The organism is Micromonospora sp. NBC_00421 (assembly GCF_036017915.1).
GTDB lineage: Bacteria > Actinomycetota > Actinomycetes > Mycobacteriales > Micromonosporaceae > Micromonospora.
Window position 1 is genome coordinate 4,487,713 of sequence record NZ_CP107929.1, and the last position, 18,954, is coordinate 4,506,666.

General features: G+C 71.2%; 31 protein-coding genes and 1 tRNA gene. All 32 read left to right on the forward strand.

Annotated elements, in window-relative coordinates; genetic code table 11:
- Nucleotides 1-300 precede the first annotated feature (300 nt).
- The 32 genes from OHQ87_RS18565 (at nucleotide 301) to OHQ87_RS18720 (ending at nucleotide 18,952) form a co-directional block, all read left to right on the forward strand.
- The gene (locus tag OHQ87_RS18565) at nucleotides 301-819 is read left to right on the forward strand and encodes a hypothetical protein (RefSeq protein ID WP_328339489.1); all 519 of its coding nucleotides are present in this window, start codon (nucleotides 301-303) and stop codon (nucleotides 817-819) included.
- A gap of 10 nt (nucleotides 820-829) precedes the next feature.
- Nucleotides 830-2,002 (forward strand): hypothetical protein, encoded by a 1,173-nt coding sequence (locus OHQ87_RS18570; protein WP_328339491.1) that lies wholly within the window; start codon nucleotides 830-832, stop codon nucleotides 2,000-2,002.
- Between the two features lie 3 nt (nucleotides 2,003-2,005).
- Entirely contained in the window at nucleotides 2,006-2,167 is a 162-nt protein-coding gene (locus tag OHQ87_RS18575) for a hypothetical protein (protein WP_328339493.1), read from the forward strand.
- A complete protein-coding gene (locus OHQ87_RS18580) occupies nucleotides 2,164-2,346 on the forward strand; it encodes a hypothetical protein (protein ID WP_328339495.1) in 183 nt (60 codons plus the stop codon). Before OHQ87_RS18575 ends, OHQ87_RS18580 begins: the two co-directional genes overlap by 4 nt.
- On the forward strand, nucleotides 2,343-2,576 hold the full coding sequence (locus tag OHQ87_RS18585; RefSeq protein WP_328339498.1) for a helix-turn-helix domain-containing protein: 234 nt from the start codon (nucleotides 2,343-2,345) through the stop codon (nucleotides 2,574-2,576). The genes OHQ87_RS18580 and OHQ87_RS18585 overlap by 4 nt, the downstream gene beginning before the upstream one ends.
- A 9-nt stretch (nucleotides 2,577-2,585) precedes the next feature.
- Nucleotides 2,586-3,284, forward strand: a complete 699-nt coding sequence (locus tag OHQ87_RS18590; RefSeq protein WP_328339501.1) for a hypothetical protein — start codon at nucleotides 2,586-2,588, stop codon at nucleotides 3,282-3,284.
- Nucleotides 3,285-3,306: 22 nt separating this feature from the next.
- On the forward strand, nucleotides 3,307-3,576 hold the full coding sequence (locus tag OHQ87_RS18595) for a hypothetical protein (RefSeq protein ID WP_328339503.1): 270 nt from the start codon (nucleotides 3,307-3,309) through the stop codon (nucleotides 3,574-3,576).
- 57 nt (nucleotides 3,577-3,633) lie between these two features.
- Nucleotides 3,634-3,978 carry a hypothetical protein gene (locus OHQ87_RS18600; RefSeq protein WP_328339505.1) on the forward strand — a complete coding sequence of 115 codons (345 nt, stop codon included), beginning with the start codon at nucleotides 3,634-3,636 and terminating at the stop codon, nucleotides 3,976-3,978.
- 198 nt (nucleotides 3,979-4,176) lie between these two features.
- Nucleotides 4,177-4,749, forward strand: a complete 573-nt coding sequence (locus tag OHQ87_RS18605) for a recombinase family protein (protein ID WP_328339507.1) — start codon at nucleotides 4,177-4,179, stop codon at nucleotides 4,747-4,749.
- Nucleotides 4,750-4,842: 93 nt separating this feature from the next.
- Nucleotides 4,843-5,715: a GIY-YIG nuclease family protein gene (locus tag OHQ87_RS18610; RefSeq protein ID WP_328339509.1), complete on the forward strand. Its 873-nt coding sequence runs from the start codon at nucleotides 4,843-4,845 to the stop codon at nucleotides 5,713-5,715.
- Between the two features lie 144 nt (nucleotides 5,716-5,859).
- Nucleotides 5,860-5,932, forward strand: a tRNA-Met gene (locus tag OHQ87_RS18615).
- An 18-nt stretch (nucleotides 5,933-5,950) separates the two neighbouring features.
- Nucleotides 5,951-6,277: a hypothetical protein gene (locus OHQ87_RS18620; protein ID WP_328339511.1), complete on the forward strand. Its 327-nt coding sequence runs from the start codon at nucleotides 5,951-5,953 to the stop codon at nucleotides 6,275-6,277.
- Nucleotides 6,274-6,459 carry a hypothetical protein gene (locus OHQ87_RS18625; RefSeq protein WP_328339513.1) on the forward strand — a complete coding sequence of 62 codons (186 nt, stop codon included), beginning with the start codon at nucleotides 6,274-6,276 and terminating at the stop codon, nucleotides 6,457-6,459. Before OHQ87_RS18620 ends, OHQ87_RS18625 begins: the two co-directional genes overlap by 4 nt.
- Before the next feature lie 132 nt (nucleotides 6,460-6,591).
- Nucleotides 6,592-7,011: a hypothetical protein gene (locus OHQ87_RS18630; RefSeq protein ID WP_328339514.1), complete on the forward strand. Its 420-nt coding sequence runs from the start codon at nucleotides 6,592-6,594 to the stop codon at nucleotides 7,009-7,011.
- A 10-nt stretch (nucleotides 7,012-7,021) separates the two neighbouring features.
- A complete protein-coding gene (locus OHQ87_RS18635) occupies nucleotides 7,022-8,596 on the forward strand; it encodes a hypothetical protein (protein ID WP_328339516.1) in 1,575 nt (524 codons plus the stop codon).
- A 13-nt stretch (nucleotides 8,597-8,609) separates the two neighbouring features.
- Nucleotides 8,610-10,028 carry a phage portal protein gene (locus tag OHQ87_RS18640; RefSeq protein WP_328339518.1) on the forward strand — a complete coding sequence of 473 codons (1,419 nt, stop codon included), beginning with the start codon at nucleotides 8,610-8,612 and terminating at the stop codon, nucleotides 10,026-10,028.
- Nucleotides 10,015-11,076 (forward strand): VG15 protein, encoded by a 1,062-nt coding sequence (locus OHQ87_RS18645; protein ID WP_328339520.1) that lies wholly within the window; start codon nucleotides 10,015-10,017, stop codon nucleotides 11,074-11,076. Before OHQ87_RS18640 ends, OHQ87_RS18645 begins: the two co-directional genes overlap by 14 nt.
- A 43-nt stretch (nucleotides 11,077-11,119) precedes the next feature.
- A complete protein-coding gene (locus OHQ87_RS18650) occupies nucleotides 11,120-11,626 on the forward strand; it encodes a hypothetical protein (protein ID WP_328339523.1) in 507 nt (168 codons plus the stop codon).
- A gap of 22 nt (nucleotides 11,627-11,648) precedes the next feature.
- Nucleotides 11,649-12,353, forward strand: a complete 705-nt coding sequence (locus OHQ87_RS18655; protein WP_328339525.1) for a hypothetical protein — start codon at nucleotides 11,649-11,651, stop codon at nucleotides 12,351-12,353.
- A gap of 14 nt (nucleotides 12,354-12,367) precedes the next feature.
- Nucleotides 12,368-13,408: a major capsid protein gene (locus tag OHQ87_RS18660; RefSeq protein WP_328339527.1), complete on the forward strand. Its 1,041-nt coding sequence runs from the start codon at nucleotides 12,368-12,370 to the stop codon at nucleotides 13,406-13,408.
- On the forward strand, nucleotides 13,408-13,842 hold the full coding sequence (locus OHQ87_RS18665; RefSeq protein WP_328339529.1) for a hypothetical protein: 435 nt from the start codon (nucleotides 13,408-13,410) through the stop codon (nucleotides 13,840-13,842). Before OHQ87_RS18660 ends, OHQ87_RS18665 begins: the two co-directional genes overlap by 1 nt.
- Before the next feature lie 61 nt (nucleotides 13,843-13,903).
- On the forward strand, nucleotides 13,904-14,287 hold the full coding sequence (locus OHQ87_RS18670) for a hypothetical protein (protein ID WP_328339531.1): 384 nt from the start codon (nucleotides 13,904-13,906) through the stop codon (nucleotides 14,285-14,287).
- 2 nt (nucleotides 14,288-14,289) lie between these two features.
- A complete protein-coding gene (locus OHQ87_RS18675; RefSeq protein ID WP_328339533.1) occupies nucleotides 14,290-14,703 on the forward strand; it encodes a hypothetical protein in 414 nt (137 codons plus the stop codon).
- Between the two features lie 12 nt (nucleotides 14,704-14,715).
- A complete protein-coding gene (locus OHQ87_RS18680) occupies nucleotides 14,716-15,948 on the forward strand; it encodes a hypothetical protein (RefSeq protein ID WP_328339535.1) in 1,233 nt (410 codons plus the stop codon).
- A gap of 9 nt (nucleotides 15,949-15,957) precedes the next feature.
- Complete coding sequence (locus OHQ87_RS18685; RefSeq protein ID WP_328339537.1) at nucleotides 15,958-16,341, forward strand: DUF6093 family protein; 384 nt, start codon at nucleotides 15,958-15,960, stop codon at nucleotides 16,339-16,341.
- A 17-nt stretch (nucleotides 16,342-16,358) separates the two neighbouring features.
- The gene (locus tag OHQ87_RS18690; RefSeq protein WP_328339539.1) at nucleotides 16,359-16,691 is read left to right on the forward strand and encodes a hypothetical protein; all 333 of its coding nucleotides are present in this window, start codon (nucleotides 16,359-16,361) and stop codon (nucleotides 16,689-16,691) included.
- On the forward strand, nucleotides 16,688-17,122 hold the full coding sequence (locus OHQ87_RS18695; protein ID WP_328339541.1) for a hypothetical protein: 435 nt from the start codon (nucleotides 16,688-16,690) through the stop codon (nucleotides 17,120-17,122). Before OHQ87_RS18690 ends, OHQ87_RS18695 begins: the two co-directional genes overlap by 4 nt.
- The gene (locus OHQ87_RS18700; protein WP_328339543.1) at nucleotides 17,119-17,346 is read left to right on the forward strand and encodes a hypothetical protein; all 228 of its coding nucleotides are present in this window, start codon (nucleotides 17,119-17,121) and stop codon (nucleotides 17,344-17,346) included. Before OHQ87_RS18695 ends, OHQ87_RS18700 begins: the two co-directional genes overlap by 4 nt.
- Entirely contained in the window at nucleotides 17,343-17,531 is a 189-nt protein-coding gene (locus OHQ87_RS18705; RefSeq protein ID WP_328339544.1) for a hypothetical protein, read from the forward strand. The genes OHQ87_RS18700 and OHQ87_RS18705 overlap by 4 nt, the downstream gene beginning before the upstream one ends.
- A 5-nt stretch (nucleotides 17,532-17,536) precedes the next feature.
- On the forward strand, nucleotides 17,537-18,115 hold the full coding sequence (locus OHQ87_RS18710; protein WP_328339545.1) for a hypothetical protein: 579 nt from the start codon (nucleotides 17,537-17,539) through the stop codon (nucleotides 18,113-18,115).
- 82 nt (nucleotides 18,116-18,197) lie between these two features.
- The gene (locus OHQ87_RS18715) at nucleotides 18,198-18,596 is read left to right on the forward strand and encodes a hypothetical protein (protein ID WP_328339546.1); all 399 of its coding nucleotides are present in this window, start codon (nucleotides 18,198-18,200) and stop codon (nucleotides 18,594-18,596) included.
- A 26-nt stretch (nucleotides 18,597-18,622) separates the two neighbouring features.
- Nucleotides 18,623-18,952: a hypothetical protein gene (locus OHQ87_RS18720; protein ID WP_328339548.1), complete on the forward strand. Its 330-nt coding sequence runs from the start codon at nucleotides 18,623-18,625 to the stop codon at nucleotides 18,950-18,952.
- Nucleotides 18,953-18,954: the final 2 nt, after the last annotated feature.

The following is an 18,954-nucleotide window of genomic DNA, read 5'->3' on the forward strand; positions in this document are numbered from 1 at the left end:
TTCTACGCACCACGAGAAGGGTCTGAAACTACCCCCGGATCACCCGGAACCCCCGGCCCATCGATGCATTTGCCGCCCTGAGCAGCACATCGACCCGGCAAGCGCGCCGAACCTACCCCCCGGCGAGCCCGGAACTATCCCCCGGGAGCCCGAACCCGTCGGCCCTCTTGCCGCCAAGTACCTGGACCACCTCGCAGCGCAACAGGCCGACGACGACCTCGCCGCCCGGCGCCGCGCCGTTCTCGGCCGCCTCGCCCGCGCCCACCACAGCAGCCCCCTCACCCCCGAGGAGCACAAGCCGTGACCCAGCCCCGCGTCGTCGGACTCGACCTTTCCATGACCGCAACCGGCATCGCCTGGTGCGACAACACCACCTACACCGTCACGTCGAAGACCACCGGCGACCGGCGGCTCGTCGCCATCGTCGACGAGGTCGTCCGCGCCGTCGACGGCCGGAACATCGACCTGGTCGTCATCGAAGACCTGCCCACCCACGCCAAGGCCGCCGGCATCACCGGCATGGTCCACGGGGCCGTCCGCGGCTACCTGCTGCGCCTCGGCGTCCCCTACGCCCTCATTACCCCGGCCAGCCTCAAGAAGTACGCCACCGGCCGGGGCAACGCCGGCAAGCCCGAGATGGCCGTCGCCCTCTACAAGCGCCTCGGCCGCGAACTCGGCGACGACAACCAGGTCGACGCCCTCTGGCTTCGCGCCGCCGGCCTCGACCACCTCGGCCACCCACTCGTCGCCATGCCCGCCGCCCAGCGCGCCGCCCTCGACGCCGTCACCTGGCCCGCCACCCAGCCCACGACCGCCTGAGGAGATCGCCGTGCCCGCCGCCGACCGGACCCTGCAGCTCATCGCCGACACCCTCGCCGCCACGGAGGCCCCCATGCCCGACCAGCCCCGCACCGACGACCGCATCCCGCTGCGAACCACCGAGCTGTCCACCGCCGGCCTGCTCGACCACGTCACCCGCGACCGCGACGAAGCACGCACCGACCTCGGCCAGGCCCTCGCGCAGCTCACCGACGCCTGGGCCGCCCTCAACGCCGCCGGCTACGCCCACCCCGTCGCCTCGGTGGCCGACCTGATCCGGCAGTGCGCCGCCGACCGGGACGCCGCAGTCAGCCGGCTCAACCACACTCGCACCACCGCCCACAAGCTGGAGGTCGAGCGCGACGACCTGCGCATCCAGCTCGGCCGCGCCGAGGGCGACAACCGGGCCATGATGCGCGACCGCGACGAGGTGATCGCCGAGCGCGACAAGGCCCGCGCCCAGCTGGCCGACGCCCGCGCCGACACCCACCGCGACATCGCCCGCCAGATCCGCATCCTCGCCGACGACCCCACCGTGCTCCGCTGGTGGCTCGACACCTGCGACCCGACCCCGACCGGGTTCGGAGAGCTGCTCGGCCACCTCGCCGAGAAGATCGGCAGAGGCGACACCACGCCGTCCCCCGGTTCCGGCCCGACCCGCGTGCACGAGCTGCCCGCCCTGGTCTTCAACGCCATCAGCCGCGCCTTGCAGGACGTCTGGCCGATCAGTGTGCCGCTGCCCGTGGTGCGGGAGCGGTGCACGGCAGCTGTCCTGGCGGCCTTGGACGCCGAGCCGACTCGGGCCGCACCGGAGCAGCCCGGCCACGACGACCAGTGCACCCCGCCCCTGTGCGCCGCCTGCGGCTGCTGGTGCCACGGCGTCGAGCAGGCCGTGGCGCAGATCGCCGCCGAAGCCGCCCAGCACCAGGCCGACGTGGCCGCCGGGCGCGTCGACGACCACCTCGGCGGCCCGCCCGCCGGCTACCACATCACCCGAGGCGCCGGACCCACCGACCTGGAGGCTGGCTGCCCCTGCGGCAAGGCACCCTGCGGCAGCGTCGACACCCGGCGGACCGACCCGGCGTGCGAGCAGCACCCGGCGGACCGGGCCCGGACGATGCGGCAGATGCACCTCGCCGACCAGTGCCCGGCCAACAACCCGGCCAACACGCGGGAGGGCTGACCGGTGCCGCGCAACAACCGCTACGACCACCGCTGCGACTACTGCGGCCGGTACATGCCCTGGGCGTGGGTGTCGACCTGGAACTGCTTCGCCGGCTACGCCAAGGGCTGGTGCCAGCGCCTCGCCTGCGGTCGGGCCGCCGACCGGGACCAGGGCCTCGCGTGATCCGCCGCCTGCTGGCCGTCCTCGCCGCCGCACTGGTGGCGGGGACGGCCGCCACCCTCGGCCTCGCCGCAGCCGCCGACGCCTGGACCCAAGACGGCGCGGTCGTCCTCGTCGCCCTCGCCGCTGTGTGGCTGCCCTGCACCATCGTCGCCACCCTCACCACCCGGAGGACCCGGTGACCGGCCTGCTCACCAGCGACCAGGCCGCCGCCCTCATCGGCATCAGCCGCCACCACGTGCCCGCCTGGACCGCCGCCCGACGCATCCACCGGGTAGCGGACGGCCGCCGCTACCTGTACCCCGCCGCTGCCATCCGCGCCGCACTCGCACCCCGGCCCGCACTCGCCGCCGAGGTGCAGGCCGTCCGCTTCACGCGCTTCGTCCGCAACCCGCTCAACCGCGTCGCCTGAGGAGCCCCGTTGACCCCGCACCACCTGCACGCCACCGCCGCCGCCGACTCCCTCGCGGACGCCCTCGCCCGCCTGGAGGCCCGCGCCAAGGCTGCCCTCGCCGCCGCCCGCGACGGCGACCGAGGCAGCATCGAGATCAGCATCCCCAGCCAGGTGTTCGGCCGCCGTCACGGCCTCGGCGGGCACGGCGACCCGGTTGCCGACCTGGCCATCGGCGCGTGGGCCCCGCGCCGGCCCGACCCCAACGCCGCAGCCCTCGGGGACCTCCTCCGCGCCCTGGACCCCGTCGCCGGCACGCTCCCCGGTGCGCCCGGCATGGACCCGGTCACCCGCATCCGCCGAGCCATCCCCGGCATGAGCCCCCACGCCGCCCAGCGGACCGCTGAGGCCCTCACGGTGCTCGACCAGTCCGCACGGAGGGTCCTCGGCATCGGGGCCGCCCGCGCGCCCCTCAGCGGCTCCGTCCCGCCCCGCTGCCCCGCCTGCCACGCCCGCACCCTCACCGTCCAGACCGCCGGCCCCGAGGACGCCTGGACCGTCGTGTGCGACGGCACCCGGCCGCCCGGCGGACCCCACCGGCCGTGCCTGTGCACCGGCACCGGATGCCCGTGCGGGATGCCCGGGGCTGTGGAGGGCGTGGCGCACATCTGGCCCCGGGCCGCCGTCCTCGGTGCGGCCGCGGGGGCCGTGCCGAGCCCGACCAACTGACCACCGACCGAAGGAGAGATCCGTGCCCACCGAAGTCCCGACCGGCTCCGACTACGTCCGCGCCGTCGCACAAGCACTCATCGCCCGAGGCGTCGCCCTCAACCTCGCCGAGGCCGACCTCGATGAGGAGCAGTGCAACATCCCCACCGCCCACGGTGAATGGCTGCGCTGGCTCGACGACCCCGAGCACGGCTGGCACACCACCGACGACCGGGGCCGCCGCACCGCACCGATCTGCGCCCCGGACACCCCGGTCGAGGAGGCCGCCCGGATCCTCGCCAGCTACGTCTGACCCGTCCGGCCCGGGGTGCACGCGCGCCCCGGGCCACCCGACCCGAGAGGACCGACCGTGACCGACCTGCCCGCCCACGTAGGCCGCCGCACCGACGACGAGACCGGCTACGCCCTCGTCTGCAACGCCACCCCCGACGGCAACCCGCACACCGACCCGATCTGCGGCCAGCCCGCCACACACCACCTCCGGTGGGAGGAGCGCACGACCGAGAACGGCTTCGCCTGCGACGAGCACCTCGGCTTCGCGCTCAACTTCGGGCCGTACGACGTCCACGGAGTGGAGGACTCGGCGTGCGGCATGCCCGGAGCCCACTGGGTCACCGGCCGGCCGTCGCACTGCGCCATGACGGTGCTCGACGAAGAGCCGGCCCTGGTCGGTGCCGCCGAGGCATGTCGCTGACGGACGGACCAGATAACTGCCACTATCGGCCGATTCCAGGGCTGTGCCACTTCCAACGAAGTGGCACGGGCACGCAGAGCACGGAGCCACACACGCTCTGACCGCCCGAACATCGGGCCACAAGTGGGGCCACAACTACAGGGCCAAAACCACATCACAGAACGGGATAGAGACACAGTGAGCGAACCACACGTCGGCATGGAACTCGGCTACGCCCGCGTCTCCACCACCAAGCAGCACCTCGACCGACAGATCGACGCCCTGGAGCAAGCCGGCATCCCCACCGACCGCATCTACGTCGACAAGAAGACCGGCTCCACCGTCGACCGCGACGGCCTCAAGAAGCTCCTCGCCTACGTCCGCCCCGGCGACACCATCGTGGTCTACACCCTCGACCGCCTCGGCCGTAACCTGCGCGAAGTGCTCAACCTCGTCCACGACCTCAACGACCGGGGCGTCCGCGTCCGCTCCCTGGCTGACCCGATGCCCATCGACACCAACGCCACCGGCATGGGCCGCATCGCCTACCTGCTGCTGGTGATGATCGCCGAGATGGAACGCATCTTCACCGCCGAGCGCGCCGCGCACGCCCGCGCCGTCGCCCAGGCGCAAGGCCGCCAGGTCGGCCGACCAATGGCACACAGCCCCGCGCAGATCGAGCACGCCCGGCTGCTGCGAAAGAAGGGCGACAGCTTGTCTCAGATCACGACGAAGACCGGAATTCCGAAGTCCTCACTGCGTCGATACCTCGCCAGCGAAACCGTGAAGTGACAGCCGAACCTGTCGCACCCGCCTGGGATCATGAAGGACCCCGGCGGGTGCTCGAACACCCCCGGGGCGTGGCCAACCTGATGAGAGGTCGACATGGAAGAGCCTAACCCGAGCTACATGGTCATCGCCGGGGTCCAGTACGTCACCACCGACGAAGCCGCCAAGCGCCTCGGCGACGACGTCACCCCCGACATGATCCGAGACTGGACGAAGCGCGGACTCCTCAAGCCCGTCGGACGGTACGGCGGCCGAGCCAACATCTACCGGCTCGCCGACGTCGCCCACGCCGAGATGCGCACCCGCACCGCCCGACACGGCCGGGCGCGGAAGGCCGGAGAGTTGCAGAAGGCGGCTGAGTGGGGGCACAATCTCCCAGCAGATGAGCAGGCGGACTCTGCCCAGAAGCCGGTGAAGGTGCCCCGGTGCAGCGTTGTTCACGAGAGTTCCCGCGAATGCAACCGCTTCGCCGTCCCCGGCATCCCGTTCCGCATATGCCGGGAACACGCGCACGAGGCGTACCTGCACTGGAAGGACCACCACCCTGAAGCGCCTCGCGTCGAGGTAGTCATCCAGGGCCCCGAGTGCATCTCCAGGGGGGAGTGCATCTCCAAGATCGAGAAGCGGCAGCTTGTCCCCAGGATCGAAACGCGCCAACCGTACGTCTACTACATCCGCTTCGGCGACCGCATCAAGATCGGCTACTCGCGCAACCTCTCCGGCCGCCTCGCCAACCTTCCGCACGACGAAGTTATGGCGATCGAACCCGGACCGATCGAGCTGGAGCAGATGCGGCACCGACAGTTTGCCGTGCATCGGATCACCAGCAGGGGCGAGTGGTTTCACATGCACCCGGACCTACTCGCGCACATCGAGATGCTGGTCCAACACTTCGGCACCGCCGACGCCCAGATCGTCGCCATGAACATGGGGCCGAGCGGGCAGGTGCCGACCAAGCACCCCGCCTGATTCCAGGCGAGGTGTGCCCACAGCCCGGCAGGTCGACCACTCAGGTCCCGCCGGGCTGTCGTGTGTCCGGGGACGGGACGTGCGTGGGGCGCGGGGAGAGCGGGCCGGGCACTGGCGGCGGTGCCCGGCCCGCACACCCGACGGCGCGACGTGGAGCAGCTGGTAGCTCGCCTGGCTCATACCCAGGAGGACGCGGGTTCGAGTCCCGCCGTCGCCACGAACAGGCGAGGTAGCCATGCCGCGCGCACTGAAGGTCTGTGCCAGCCCCGGCTGCCCGGAGCTCGTCCGCACCGGCCGGTGCCCCACCCACACGCGGGCCACCGACCGGGCGCGCGGCACCCGGCAGCAGCGCGGGTACGGCCCTGCCCACGAGCAGGAGCGGGAACGCTGGCGGCCGGCTGTCGAGCGCGGCGAGGTGGACTGCGCTGCCCCGACCTGCGTCATGCCCGAACGGCGCATCAAGGTCGGGCAGCTGTGGGACCTCGGGCACACCGACGACCGCACCACCTGGCGCGGACCCGAACATCAACTGTGCAACCGAGGATGGAGGCGCGACCGATGACCAGCGATGACATCCGCCGCCTCGCCGACTTCCTCGCGATACTCAACGACGCCACCACCAAGCACGGCATCGAAGTCGGCGCGTACGGTCCGGCCGACCTCCGCATCGACGAGGACACCGTGATGCAGATCAGGTGGGACGAAGAACGCGGCGAGTACCTCGCTGCACCGCAGACCGCCTGACCAACCCTCACGCTGAGTCACCGGGGGTGGGGGGAGTCCCCCATGGACCCCTAGGTCAGAGGACCGCCGGGGAGGTGGCTCGCTGTCCAGACCCCTGAGTTCTTCTACGGCTCCGATCGGAGGTGACCTAGCGTGACGAAGGCTCCGGCCGGACTGGGTGCCGGCGGCCGGCAGTTGTGGCGTTCGATCGCCGACGATTACGAGTTGGACGCGGTGCAGCAGGTGCAACTGCTGGAGGCGTGCCGGGCGAAGGACCGGCTCGACAAGCTCGACGGTCTGCTGCGCGGGAATGTCGATGTGTGGGTGCGGCTGACGCACCGGCTCCAGACGGAGGACTACGAGCTGAAGGTCGACGCGGCGCTTACACAGGCGAACGCGACGGCGAACCTGATGAAGCAGCTGTTGGCCGCGTTGCGGCTGCCGGATGCGAAGACGGGCAAGCGCCCGCAGTACCGGGGCCCTCGGGGTGCTCAGGCACCGTCGGTGCCGGGCGGGAAGGGCCCGGGGACGGTGACGGCGTTGGAGAAGTTCCGCCAGGCGTCCGGGGGCTGACGTGCCGTGGGTGCCGCTGTTCGACGGGCACGTTCCGTCGTTGGGCTACGAGGTGGCCGACTGGATCACCGCGTACTGCTGCCACGGCCCGGGTGACATCGCCGGAGAGCCGATTGAGCTGGACCGAGAGTGGCTGAGGTTCCTGGTCGAGGCGTACCGGATCGACCCGGTGACCGGGCGTCGGCTGTACGACGAGGCGGTGTTGTCGCGGCCGAAGGGCCGGGCGAAGTCGGAGCTGGCGGGCTGGATCGGGGTGGCCGAGGCGCTGGGCCCGGTGCGATTCGACGGGTGGTCCGCTGATGGTCAGCCGGTCGGCCGCCCGGTGCGGACCCCGTTGCTGAAGTGCCTGGCGACTGAAGAAAGCCAGGCCGGGAACACCTTCGAGAACATTGCGTGGATCTGCGGTGAGTGGGGCAAGGACAACCACCCCGAGGTCTACACGGGAATTTCCGGCGCCCGCCAGTACCAGTCGGCGACGGCGCTGTACCTGCCGCAGGGTGGCGAGATTCGGGCGTGCACGTCGGGCTCGGCCAGTAAGGATGGCGGCAAGGAAACGTGGGTGTGCGCGGACGAGACGCACCTCTACGTGTTGCGCGAGCTGAAGAGCATGTACGGCACGGTGAGCCGGAACCTGGGCAAGCGGGACCAGCCCTGGTTGATGCAGACGTCAACGGCATACCGGCCGGGTGAGCAGTCGGTGTTCGAGGACACCTTGACCGCCTGGCGCAAGGGCGAGCTGTCGTCCTCGGTGCTGATGGATCACCGGGAGGCCAAGGGCCGCATCGACCTGGACGACGAGGCCCACACGAAGGCGCAGTTGCGGCAGGTCTACGGCGACGCGGCCAGTTGGTTGGACCTGGACCGGATCTACCGGAACATGCGGGACCCGCGGATCTGCCGGGACGAGGCGGAGGCCGCCCGGTACTACCTGAACCGGCCGCTGTCGACGAAGGACGCGTGGATTCCGCTGGACGTGGTGGAGCGGCAGGCCCGCCCGGAGCCGGTTGCTGCTGGCGAGGCGATCGCGTTGGGGTTCGATGGTTCGCTGCGGGACGACGCGACGGTGCTGATCGGGTCCCGGATGTCCGACGGGTTCCTGTTCCCGGTGGGGATCTGGGCGAAGCCGTCGGGCCCGGAGGGTGCGTGGTGGGAGGTTCCCCGCTCGGATGTGCTGGCCGCTGTGCGGGAGGCGTTCACCCGGTACCGGGTGGCCCGGCTGTATGCCGACCCGCACGAGTGGCGGTCGGACGTTGACACGCTCGCCGAGCAGTTGGGCGCTGAGCGGGTCCTGTCGTGGGAGACGCGACGCGACGTGCAGATGGCCGCCGCCTTGGACCGGTTGCGTACGGACCTGGTGACCGGGGCGGTGTGGCACTCCGGGGATGCGGTGTTCGTGGAGCACTTCGGTAACGCGTACGTGCGTCGCAAGGGCGGGCACCGGCTGGTGCGCAAGGAGCACGACCAGTCGAACCGGAAGATCGACAGCGTGGTGGGTGCCGCGCTGGCGTACGAGGCCCGAGCTGACGCGATTGCTGCCGGCTGGTCTGCTGCGCCTCCTGATACGACCGTGCTGGTCTTCCGATGACCGAGGAGGGGTAGTGGCTCTGACCGACGACGAGCGCCACCTCCTCGGTCGCCTCCTGATCAAGGTGGGTCGCACCAGGAACCGCAATCGGGTGCTGGAGGCGTACTACGAGGGTGAGCAGCGGGTCGAGCAACTGGGCCTGGCGATCCCCCCGGAGTTGCGCCGGTTCCTGACGATCGCGGCCTGGCCGGGGACGTACGCCGACGAGATCGCCGCCCGCACCACCCTGGAGGGGTTCGAGCTGCCGGACGCCACGGAGGCGGACGAGGAGTTGTGGCGGATCTGGCAGGCGAACGGGCTCGACGCCGAGTCGAAGCTGGGCCAGTTGGACGCGATCGTGCGGGGCGGCAGCTTCCTGACGATCGGTGCTGGCGACGCGGATACCCCGGACGCCCCGTCGCCGGAGGGTGGTGACGACGACCGGGAACGCACGGCGGAGATTCCGCTGATCACGGTGGAGTCGTCCGACGAGATGGCGGTGGAGCTGTCGCCGAGGACGCGGCTGCCGATCGCCGCGGCGAAGTTCTACACCGACGACGACGTTGCCCACGCGACGCTGTACCAGCCGGGCGAGACGATCTGGCTGGAGCGACGCAACGCGACCTGGTCCGAGGTTGACCGAGACGTGCATGACCTGGGTGTGGTGCCGGTGGTGCCGCTGGTCCGGGGTGCCCGGTTGGCGAAGCGCGACGGGCGGTCGATCTTCACGCGGATCATTGGTCTGACGGACGCGGCTGCCAGGGCGCTGACGAACGGGCAGGTGGCCACGGAGGCGCTCGCGGTTCCGCAGCGGTGGGCGGCTGGGTTGACGCCGGCTGACTTCCGGGATCCGAAGACGGGTGAGACGCTGCCGACGTGGGAGGCGTACTTCGGTGCGTTGTGGGCGTCGGCGAACCCGGAGGCCAAGTTCGGGGCGTTCTCGGCGGCTGACCTGGCGAACTTCGACACCATCGTCAGCCTGTACGCGAAGCTGGTGTCCGGGGTGTCGGGGCTGCCGCTGAGGTACCTCGGCCAGGCGACGACGAATCCGCCGTCGGCGGAGGGCATCCTGGCTGACGAATCGCGGGTCATCAAGCAGGTCGAGAACTTCCAGACCGAGTCGGAGGCGGCGTACGAGCGGGCCATGAGGATCGCGGTCCGCATCCGGGATGGCCGATGGGATCCGCGGATGGAGCGGCTGGAGACGCAGTGGCGTTCGGCGGCGACGCCGACCCGGGCGCAGGCCGCCGACGCGGCGGTGAAGCTCGTACAGCAGAAGATCATTCCGCGTGAGGCCGCCTGGGTGGATCTCGGCTACTCGGCGGCTCGGCGGAAGAAGCTCGCTGAACTGTTCGCGGCCGAGGAGGCCCGGGACCCGGTGGCGGAGATCGCCCGCGGGTTGGCCGGCAACGTGCCCCCACCGGCGCCGACTGACGCCGATGTCGGCGGCTGAGGTCGCCCAGGATCACTCGGCGGCCCGCCGTCGGCTCGCTCTGGCGGTCGCCGCCGAGGCCGGCCGGTTGTGGGCGCTGGTGGACCCGGTGAGGATCGGCGATTCTTGGCTGGAGTCGCTGGCCCGGCTGCTGGTGCTGCTGACGGGGGCGCAGGTCGCCGCGGCGGGCCGGGCGGACGGGTACCTCGACGAGGTGCTCGACGCGCAGGGTGTCGTGTCGTCGGCGGCTGGCCGGGTGTCGCCGCAGGCTCTGGCGGGTGTCGCGTCGGACGGCCGCGACCTGGGTGACCTGCTGTATCAGCCGGTGGTCACCACGCTGGTCGGTATCAAGGCGGGAGCGCCAGCGGATCAGGCGCTGGCCGGTGGTGCGGCGACCCTGGACATGATCGTGCGGACGCAGGTCGCGGATGCGGGTCGGGTTGCGGACCAGGTGGCGATGGTGGTGCGGGATGTGCCCGGCTACCGGCGGATGCTGGTGGGCCGGTCCTGTGCCCGGTGCGTGGTCTTGGCGGGCCGCTTCTACCGGTACAACGCCGGGTTCAACAGGCACCCGCGCTGTGACTGCGTGCACGTGCCGGCCCGGGAGGACACGGCGGAGGAGATCCGCACCGACCCGAAGAAGTTCTTCGCCAGCCTGTCCCGCGCCGAGCAGGACCGGGTGTTCACCGCAGCCGGCGCGGAGGCGATCCGGCTCGGCGCGGACATCTCACAGGTCGTCAACGCACGCAAGGGTGCTCGCGGGCTGACGCCGGCCGGGGCGCGGATCACGGCCGCTGAGGCGCGGATGCTGCGCGGTGGTCGGGACCGCGGCCGGCTGGAGGCGGTCGACGTGTACGGCCGGCAGCTGTACATCACCTCGGAGGGTGTGACGACCCGCGGGCTCGCCGGTGTGCGGCTGGGTGCGAAGCAGACCGGGGTGAAGCTGGAGGGCCAGCGGTACCGGTCGGCGAAGACGCCCAGGCTGATGCCGGAGAGCATTCTGCAGATCGCCGGAGGCACCCGCGACGAGGCGATTCGCCTGCTCAAGCGGTTCGGCTACCTGCTCTGACGTTCCCGCCGTGAGGGCGGGCGAATGCAAGGAGACGGCCGCGATGGCGACCACCGAGGCGACCGAGAGGGCCGCCGACGACACCACCACCGACACCACGGAGCAGCCGGGCGGCGAGAGGCCGCAGGACGTGCCACCGGAGGTGAAGCGGGCACTGAGCAAGGCCAACAAGGAGGCGGAGACGCTCCGGCTGAAGCTCAAGGAGTACGAGGACCGCGACAAGTCGGAGGCGGAGAAGACCGCCGAGCGGCTCACCGCAGCCGAGCAGCGCGCCGAGCAGGCGGAGCTGCGGGCGTTGCGCCTGGAGGTGGCCGCCGAGAAGGGGCTGACGCCGGCGCAGGCGAAGCGCCTGGTCGGTGGCAGCCGCGAGGAGTTGGAGGCGGACGCGGACGAGATCCGTGAGGCGTTCCCGGCCGCTGCGGCGGCGGAGCGTAGGACGCCGAGGCCGGACCCTTCCCAAGGCGTCCGCGGCGGCAAGCCGATGTCGGGGGCTGAGGCCGGCCGGGCAGAGGCGCAGAAGCGGTTCGGTACGAAGCCGACCGTCACCTGACGAGACCAGAGAGGGACCATCCATGACCGACATCTCGGTGGCGACGGTCAACTACCAGGTCGACAAGCGTGCGTGGCTGCTCAGCCCGCATGGCACCGACCCGGGGACCACGCCCAGCATCACCCTGGACGTGTCGGCGTTCACGCCGTCCGTTCACTACCCGAACGGCTACTTCCTCTCGGGGACGCCGCTCGGAAAGATCACCGCCACCGGGCTGTACGGTCCGTACAGCGTCACCGACGAGGTGCAGACCCTCACGCAGGGCGGCTCCGGGCTGACCTCGTACACGCTGACCTTCTCGGGGCAGACAACCGCGTCGATCGCCCAGGCGGCGACGGCCGCGCAGGTGCAGGCCGCGCTGGAGGCGCTGTCGAACATCGGCGCCGGGAACGTGGTCGTGACCGGCTCGCCGGGCGGCCCGTACACGGTCACGTTCCAGGGCGCGCTGGCCGACACGAACACCGCGCAGATGACGTCGACGCCGACCGGCGGCACCGGCACCGTCACCATCGCCACCGTGACCGGCGGCGGCACCGAGGGGTCGGGTGGCCTGGAGGTCGCGGCCGGGCTGCTGTTCGCCGCGGTGAAGGTCCCGAACACCGCCGACACCAGCAAGGACGTCGGCGCGGCGATGCTCGTGCACGGCTTCGTGAAGCTGTCGAAGCTGCCGTTCACCCTCGACGCGAACGGCCAGGCCGACCTCAAGCTCATCCACTTCGTGGCCTGACCGGAAGGATCATCATGGCTATCGTTTTCGACGGTCCGGTCACGCCGGATGCGCTCAGCGCGTTCGTGCGGGAGGTGCCGACCCCGGCCGACCAGGTACTGAACCAGATCCTGCCGGACCGGTACTTCGACCGGAACACGATCGACCTGGCGGAGATCACCCGCACGAACCGGACGGCCCGGTTCCGGGCGTGGGACGGCCGGCTGCACGTCTCCGAGCGGGACGCGGCGGTGACGAAGCAGGTGAAGCTGCCGCCGCTGTCGACGTCGCTGAGCATGGGTGAGCTGGAGCGACTTCAGCTGGAGTTCGCCCGCTCTGGCGGTGGGAACACCGCGGCGATCCTGGCGGCGACCTACAACGACGCCACGAACCTGACCCGTGAGGTGCAGACCCGCATGGAGCAGGCCCGAGGTGACGTGCTCACCGACGGGAAGTTCACCCTGGCCGGTGAGGGTGGCCTGTTCATGGAGGCCGACTACGGTGTCCCGGCCAACCACTTCGTGTCGCCGGGCACCTCGTGGTCGACGGTGGCGTCGGCGACGATCGTGGCGAACGAGACCGCCTGGGTGACGACCTACGTCGCGACGAACGGGTTCCGGCCGGGCGGCCAGATCGTGTCGACCGACGTGCTGAACTACATGCTCCAGAACGCGGAGATCCGCACCCTGGCGTCGTCGCTGGCCGGCTCCCCTGGTCTGGTGACCCGACCGGCCCTGGATGCGGCCTTGAACGCGTTCGGGCTGCCGCCGATCGTGATGGTGTACGACTCGCTGGTCGACGTGGACGGCACGCCGACGCGGGTGCTGCCGAACGACCGGGTCATCTTCGTGCCGCCGAACGTGCAGAACCTGGGCTACACCGCCTGGGGGACGACGGCGACGGCGCTGGAGCTGGTGAACTCGAACGTGGCGGAGATGTCGTTCGAGCAGGCCCCGGGCATCGTCGCGGTGGTGGAGAAGGTGGGCCCCCCGTACCGGGAGTTCATCTTCGTCGACGCCTGCGGCATGCCGGTGCTGGAGCAGCCGAAGCAGCTCATGATCGCGGACGTGTTCTGATGGGTGCCCCGCGGCTGAGCACCTACGTGCACGTGGTGGAGATGGTCACGAACGACGAGGGCAAGCAGGTGCCCGGCCGGTCCGGCGTGTTCGGTCCGGGCGACTCGTTGCCGGACTGGGCGGTGGCGGCGATCAGCAACCCGGACGTGTGGGACGGCGACCCGCCGCCTCGGCTGGAGCCGACCACCCCGGCCGAGTCCCGGGAGCAGAAGCGGGCTCGTCTGCTGGCGCAGCTCGCCGAGCTGGGCGACGACGGCACACAGGCCGGCGAACCGGGCCAGGGCGACGACGGTCCGCCGCCGAAGAGCGGCCCCGGTTCGGGCGCTCCGGTGTGGCGGGCGTACGCGGCCAAGCGGCAGGTCGAGGTGCCGGCGGATGCGGGCCGGGAGGCCGTGATCGCGGCTCTCGACGCGGCCGGTGTGCCGACCGAGTGAGACTCCGGCCGGGTCGGGGGCCACGACCCGGCCCGGCCGGACCATGCAGGGGAGGTGAGCGGTGGCTGATCTGTTCGAGCTGACACAACTCGCCTCGTACATGCAGCAGGACCTGGACCAGGCGTCCGCCGAGCTGGCCCGTGCGCTGACCACCGCACTGATCCGCGCCGAACTCGGTGCTGCCCGGTATGACGCGCTGACCGACCTGTCGCCGTTCCTGCCGGTGGCGTTGGAGGTGGCGCGGCGGGTGCTGCTCAACCCGTCCGGCATCCGGTCGGAGAGCATCGACGACTACCAGGTGACGTACGCGGCCGAGGTGCTCGGTGGTGCGGCGCTGACGGAGTCGGAGCGGGCGCAGGTACTCGCTGCGGCGGGCATCCGGGTGTCGGGTGCGTTCACGATCCGCCCGGCCGGCACGCCGGACCGATACTGCTGGAGGGGTTGACCATGGCCGAGTCGTACCCGAACCGGGGCAAGTGGCGGGTCGCGAAGACCGGGGTAGACAACCTGGCGGTCCGGGCGTGCCTGATCACGGGCACGCAGACCGGGGTGCACAACGTCGACCTGAACACGGTCGCGGACCTGGACGCCGTGTCGGGGGTGAACATCCACACCGAGCGGATCACCCCAGGCAGCATCACGGTCACGCAGGACGACGCCAATGACCGGGTGGCGATCGACTGCGCCAACCTCAGCTTCGCTGCCGCGCCGGGGGTGATCGCGCAGGGCCTGGCGTTCTACCACGAGGTGTCGGCCGCCGACAGCTCGCGGGAGCTGCTGAGCGTGCACACCACCGGGTTCCCGCAGCCAGTCGACGGCGGCCTGGCCGTGACCGTCAACGACTTCCTGCGCATCGGCTGACCCGGGCCCGCTGTGGCGACCCGGATCTACCTGCCACGCTGGGACGGCCGGCAGGCACCGGTCACGGCCGGGGTCGGTGCGGCGTGGGACCGCACGACGAACGCGTGGCGGCTGCTGGCGGCCGTCACGAAGGGCGCGACGGCACCGCTATCCACGGTCGGCACCGACTACACCAAGGACGCCGCGGCGGCCGGCTACAACGTGCTCACCGCGCAGTTCGTGTCGGCGCCGCTGGCCGCACAGACCATCTCGGGCAGCTTCAGCGCGGTCGTGCGTGCGGGCGAGTCCGCATCGGCGGCCGACGCCACCCTCCAGGTGGTCATCCGGGCGGTGTCCGCCGACGGGGCAACGGAGCGCGGGGTGCTCTACCCGGGGCACGCGGCGGCGCTGAACACCACGGCGGACGCCATCGGGCAGGAGATGGGCACCGCTGCGGCAACCCGGGTCTTCCCGGCGTCCACGGCACTGTCGTCGTTGGCGGTGTTGGCAGGTGACCGCCTGGTCGTTGAGGTGGGGGCCCGATTCCATGGCATAAATACGGGCGTCAACGCGTTCATGCAGCTCGGCGATGCCACGGCGACCGCCGACCACACCCTGGCATCGGGGGCGACGACGTCGCTGTGCCCGTGGGTGGAGTTGTCGGCTGACCTGACGTTCGGCCCGGTCCCGGTCACCCTGACCCCAGCGGTGGCCTCGACGGCTGCTGTGGCGGTCGCTGCGGCCCCGGGTCCGGTCACCGTGGCACTCGCCCCGGCTACGGCAGCCGGGGCAGCCGTAGGGCTCATGGCGACCCCCGGCGTCGTGTCGGTGACGGCCACACCCGCCCAAGGGACAGGGGTGGCCTTGCCAGTCGCGCCGGCGGCGGGTCTGGTGACGGTGGTGCTGTTGCCGGCCGAGGGCTCGGGCGGGGCAGTCGCTCTGGACCCGGTGCCCGGTCCGGTCGCGGTGGACCTCGCACCGGCTGCCGGAGTGGGCGCGGCCACGATCGTCGCCTCGATGCCCGGCCCGGTGGCGGTCAACCTGCTGCCATCGGCGGCGGCCGGCGAGGCGATCCCGCTGGACGTGACCCCCGAGGCGGTGCTGGTCGCCCTGGTGGCGGCTGCCGGTGCGGGTGAGGCGGTGGCGGTGACACCGGTGCCGCACGTGCGCGGCCAACTGATGCTCCGCCCGTACACCGGGGTGGTGGTGCGTGCTGCCGGCGGCACGGTGGTGCGCCCGGCTGCTGGTGTGGTGGTCCGACCGTAGGAGGTGGCGATGGGGCGTGAGGCGGTGCTGGCCCGGGGCCGGGCGGCGGCGGAGCGGGGCATGAGGGACACCTGCCAGATCCGGCGGGAGGTCACCGACCCGGACAGCGGCGCGGTGGTCTCTACCTGGTCCGACGTCTACACCGGGCGGTGCCGGGTGCAGCAGCGGACCCCGGACGGGCAGCCGCTGGACTCCGGGCAGGACTACGTGCTGCTCCAGCGCCTGGAGGTGCAGTTGCCGATGTCGGTGGTCGGGCTGCGGGTGGGTGACGAGATCACCATCACCGCGTCGGTGGACCCGGACCTCGTCGGCCGGGTGATCGTCGTGCAGGACCTGCCGCACAAGACCGACGCCACCGCCCGCCGGGTCGGCGTCACCGACCGCACCAGCTGACCTGAAGGGGGTGGACCGTGGCCCGCGACTTCGAGTTCGACGCCGACTTCGACGAGCAGTTGCACAGCATGGTCGAGCACCAGGTCATCCGCCCGTGGGCGGAGGCGGTGCGGGAGGACGCGCAGCGGGGTGCACCGCACGAGAGCGGTGACCTGGCTGGCGATGTCGAGGTGGTGGTCCTGGACTGGGATCACGCCCGCATCGGCTCGGATCAGGAGTACGCGGCCGCGACCGAGGTGGGTGCGCACCCGCACACCATTCCGAAGCCGGACGGCCGTCAGGTTCACCACCCGGGTGTTGCCGCCCAGCCCTACCTACGGCCAGCCCTCTACCGGGAGCGGGAGCTGTGACCGTCGCCCTGGCCCCCACCAACAAGCTCGTCAGCCTGGCGTGGCTGCGGGGCATCCCCCAACTGGCCGGCGTGCCCGTCGGGACCAAGCTGCCGACCGACGCCAGCGGATGGGGGTCGACCGGGTACGTGCAGGCGCGAGTCGTCGGCGGGCCCGCCGACAAGTATCTGCCGGTCGGGCGGCCGGTGGTGCAGGTCGACTGCTGGGCGGCGCTGTCGCTGTCGGCGGTGGCCGACCTGCTCGCTCAGCACATCATCGCCGCCACCCGCGACGACCCGGCCCTGCGCCGGCCCCTGGTCCTGCCGGACGGGTACCCGACGGCGCAGCTGCTGGAGGTGTACGCGTTGACCGAGCCAGTGCAGGACGACTCCGATCCGGTGCTCTACGCCCGGTGCCGGCTCGACCTTCAGTTCCACTGGATCGCGACGTGAGCTCGGCCCAGTACGCCTACGTCGGGCCGGTCAGCGGGGAGCTGCTGTCGCTCGGGGGCGCGGTGCTGGTGCACGACGACCCGGCCGAGATGGCATGGCTGATGCCCACCATGCGCGTGATCCGGCTGCCGAAGGCCGACATGGGCCGGCCCTTGATGCGACTGCGTGACCACCCTGACCTGGCCGCCGTGTCCTGGCCACTGAACCGTGAGGAGTTTCGATGAGCACCACCAGCAGCAACGGCCGCCGCAAGGTGCGGGTGAGCCAGTGGCCCGACCGGGAGATCGAGGTCGACGACGCCGAGTACGCCGACCTACTCGCCCAGGGGCTGCTCGTCACCGCCAAGGGCGAGCCCACCGCCGAGCAGCGCGCCGCCCAGGCCGCCGCCACCCCACAGAAGGAGGCCTGACCAGCATGGGCGTCACCACGACCAACCTCGCGATGGGGCCGGCGACGGTCAATGTCGGCGCGTTCGGCGCGACCGAGCCCGCCGATACCGCCATCGCCATGGCCGCCGATCCGCCGACCCCGGACTACACGAACGTGGGCGGCACTATGGGCGGCGTCACGATCACGATCACTCAGCAGTGGAAAGAGTTCGAGGTCGATCAGATCGTCGAGGTGCCCGAGCGAAGGGTGACCCGACGCGAGATCGCGGCGAAGACGCAGCTCGCCGAGGTGACCCTCGACAACCTGATCCTGGCCCTGGCGTCCGGGACGAAGACCACCGGGACCAGCGGTGCCCCGGACACATTCGAGCCGTCCAACACCGACTCGGGTGCCTCCCCGAACTACAAGTCGGTCATCCTCGACGGCGCGGGTGCCGGCGGCCGCAAACGGCGCGTGATCATCCGCAAGGTGCTGTCCACCGAGAACGTCGACATCGCCTCATCGAAGGACAGCCAGCAGAGCTACCCGGTCACGTTCACCGGCCACTACGTGTCCCCGTCGATCAAGTCGTACAAGATCCTGCAGATTCCGCCGGCGGCCTGACGCCGCTCCCACCTCTCCCGGGGACGCACGTTGATGGCCGTGCGTCCCCGGGTCATGCCATCACCCTGATCGGAGGACCTTCGTGTCCGGTAAGTCTCAGCAGCTCAAGCGTGACCGTGCCCGTGCTGCCGCCGCTGCGGCGGTGGACCTGGACGGCTATGAGCCGGTCATCATCCGCCCCCGCGAGGAGGAGGCGGAGCTGCTGCACCTGTTCTCGGTGTTCGACGACAAGGGCGAAGAGCAGCAGTTCTTCATCCCCCGGAAGGTGCGGTTCAACGTCACCCTGGCGACGACCAAGATCCTGGCCGAGCGCGGTGAGTACGCCGCCGGTGAGCACATGATCCGCACCGTCCTCGGAGACGACGCGTGGGATGAGCTGATCGCCTGTGACGACCTCCAGGAAGAGGACTTCGAGCGGATCATGGAGACGGCGCGGACCGTGGTCCTGGGCCCGCCGGAGCGCCGGGGAAAGGGCCGCTGACCGATCGTCTCGACGAGATCGGGTGGGTGGCCCACCACGTCGATGACGTGTGGGCCGACGTCCTGCACTACTACGGCCGTGACATCTGGCAGATGGACGGCGCGGCCGTCATGAAGCTGGCCTGGCGGCTGATCGACATCGTCGACGTCGACACGGCGGTGTCGCCGGCGCGGTACCGCAGCTCGGTGATCGCGGCGCTCACCGCCGCCACCGGCCCGGCCGGCCCGGCCGCCGACGAGACGGTGGATCCGGACGAGGTCACCGAGGCGACGATCGCCCGGCTCGGTCTGGACGACGTGATCGAGATCGTCACCGTCACCGACCCCGGCGAGGAACCAGCAGCAGAGGAGGTGTGACG

Excerpts from the sequence above, each read along its gene's own strand:
- OHQ87_RS18605 (WP_328339507.1), top strand. The coding sequence starts at position 4,177 with ATGGAACTCGGCTACGCCCGCGTCTCCACCACCAAGCAGCACCTCGAC.
- OHQ87_RS18610 (WP_328339509.1), top strand. The coding sequence starts at position 4,843 with ATGGAAGAGCCTAACCCGAGCTACATGGTCATCGCCGGGGTCCAGTAC.
- OHQ87_RS18620 (WP_328339511.1), top strand. The coding sequence starts at position 5,951 with ATGCCGCGCGCACTGAAGGTCTGTGCCAGCCCCGGCTGCCCGGAGCTC.
- OHQ87_RS18625 (WP_328339513.1), top strand. The coding sequence starts at position 6,274 with ATGACCAGCGATGACATCCGCCGCCTCGCCGACTTCCTCGCGATACTC.
- OHQ87_RS18645 (WP_328339520.1), top strand. The coding sequence starts at position 10,015 with ATGTCGGCGGCTGAGGTCGCCCAGGATCACTCGGCGGCCCGCCGTCGG.
- OHQ87_RS18650 (WP_328339523.1), top strand. The coding sequence starts at position 11,120 with ATGGCGACCACCGAGGCGACCGAGAGGGCCGCCGACGACACCACCACC.
- OHQ87_RS18655 (WP_328339525.1), top strand. The coding sequence starts at position 11,649 with ATGACCGACATCTCGGTGGCGACGGTCAACTACCAGGTCGACAAGCGT.
- OHQ87_RS18660 (WP_328339527.1), top strand. The coding sequence starts at position 12,368 with ATGGCTATCGTTTTCGACGGTCCGGTCACGCCGGATGCGCTCAGCGCG.
- OHQ87_RS18665 (WP_328339529.1), top strand. The coding sequence starts at position 13,408 with ATGGGTGCCCCGCGGCTGAGCACCTACGTGCACGTGGTGGAGATGGTC.
- OHQ87_RS18675 (WP_328339533.1), top strand. The coding sequence starts at position 14,290 with ATGGCCGAGTCGTACCCGAACCGGGGCAAGTGGCGGGTCGCGAAGACC.
- OHQ87_RS18685 (WP_328339537.1), top strand. The coding sequence starts at position 15,958 with ATGGGGCGTGAGGCGGTGCTGGCCCGGGGCCGGGCGGCGGCGGAGCGG.
- OHQ87_RS18705 (WP_328339544.1), top strand. The coding sequence starts at position 17,343 with ATGAGCACCACCAGCAGCAACGGCCGCCGCAAGGTGCGGGTGAGCCAG.
- OHQ87_RS18710 (WP_328339545.1), top strand. The coding sequence starts at position 17,537 with ATGGGCGTCACCACGACCAACCTCGCGATGGGGCCGGCGACGGTCAAT.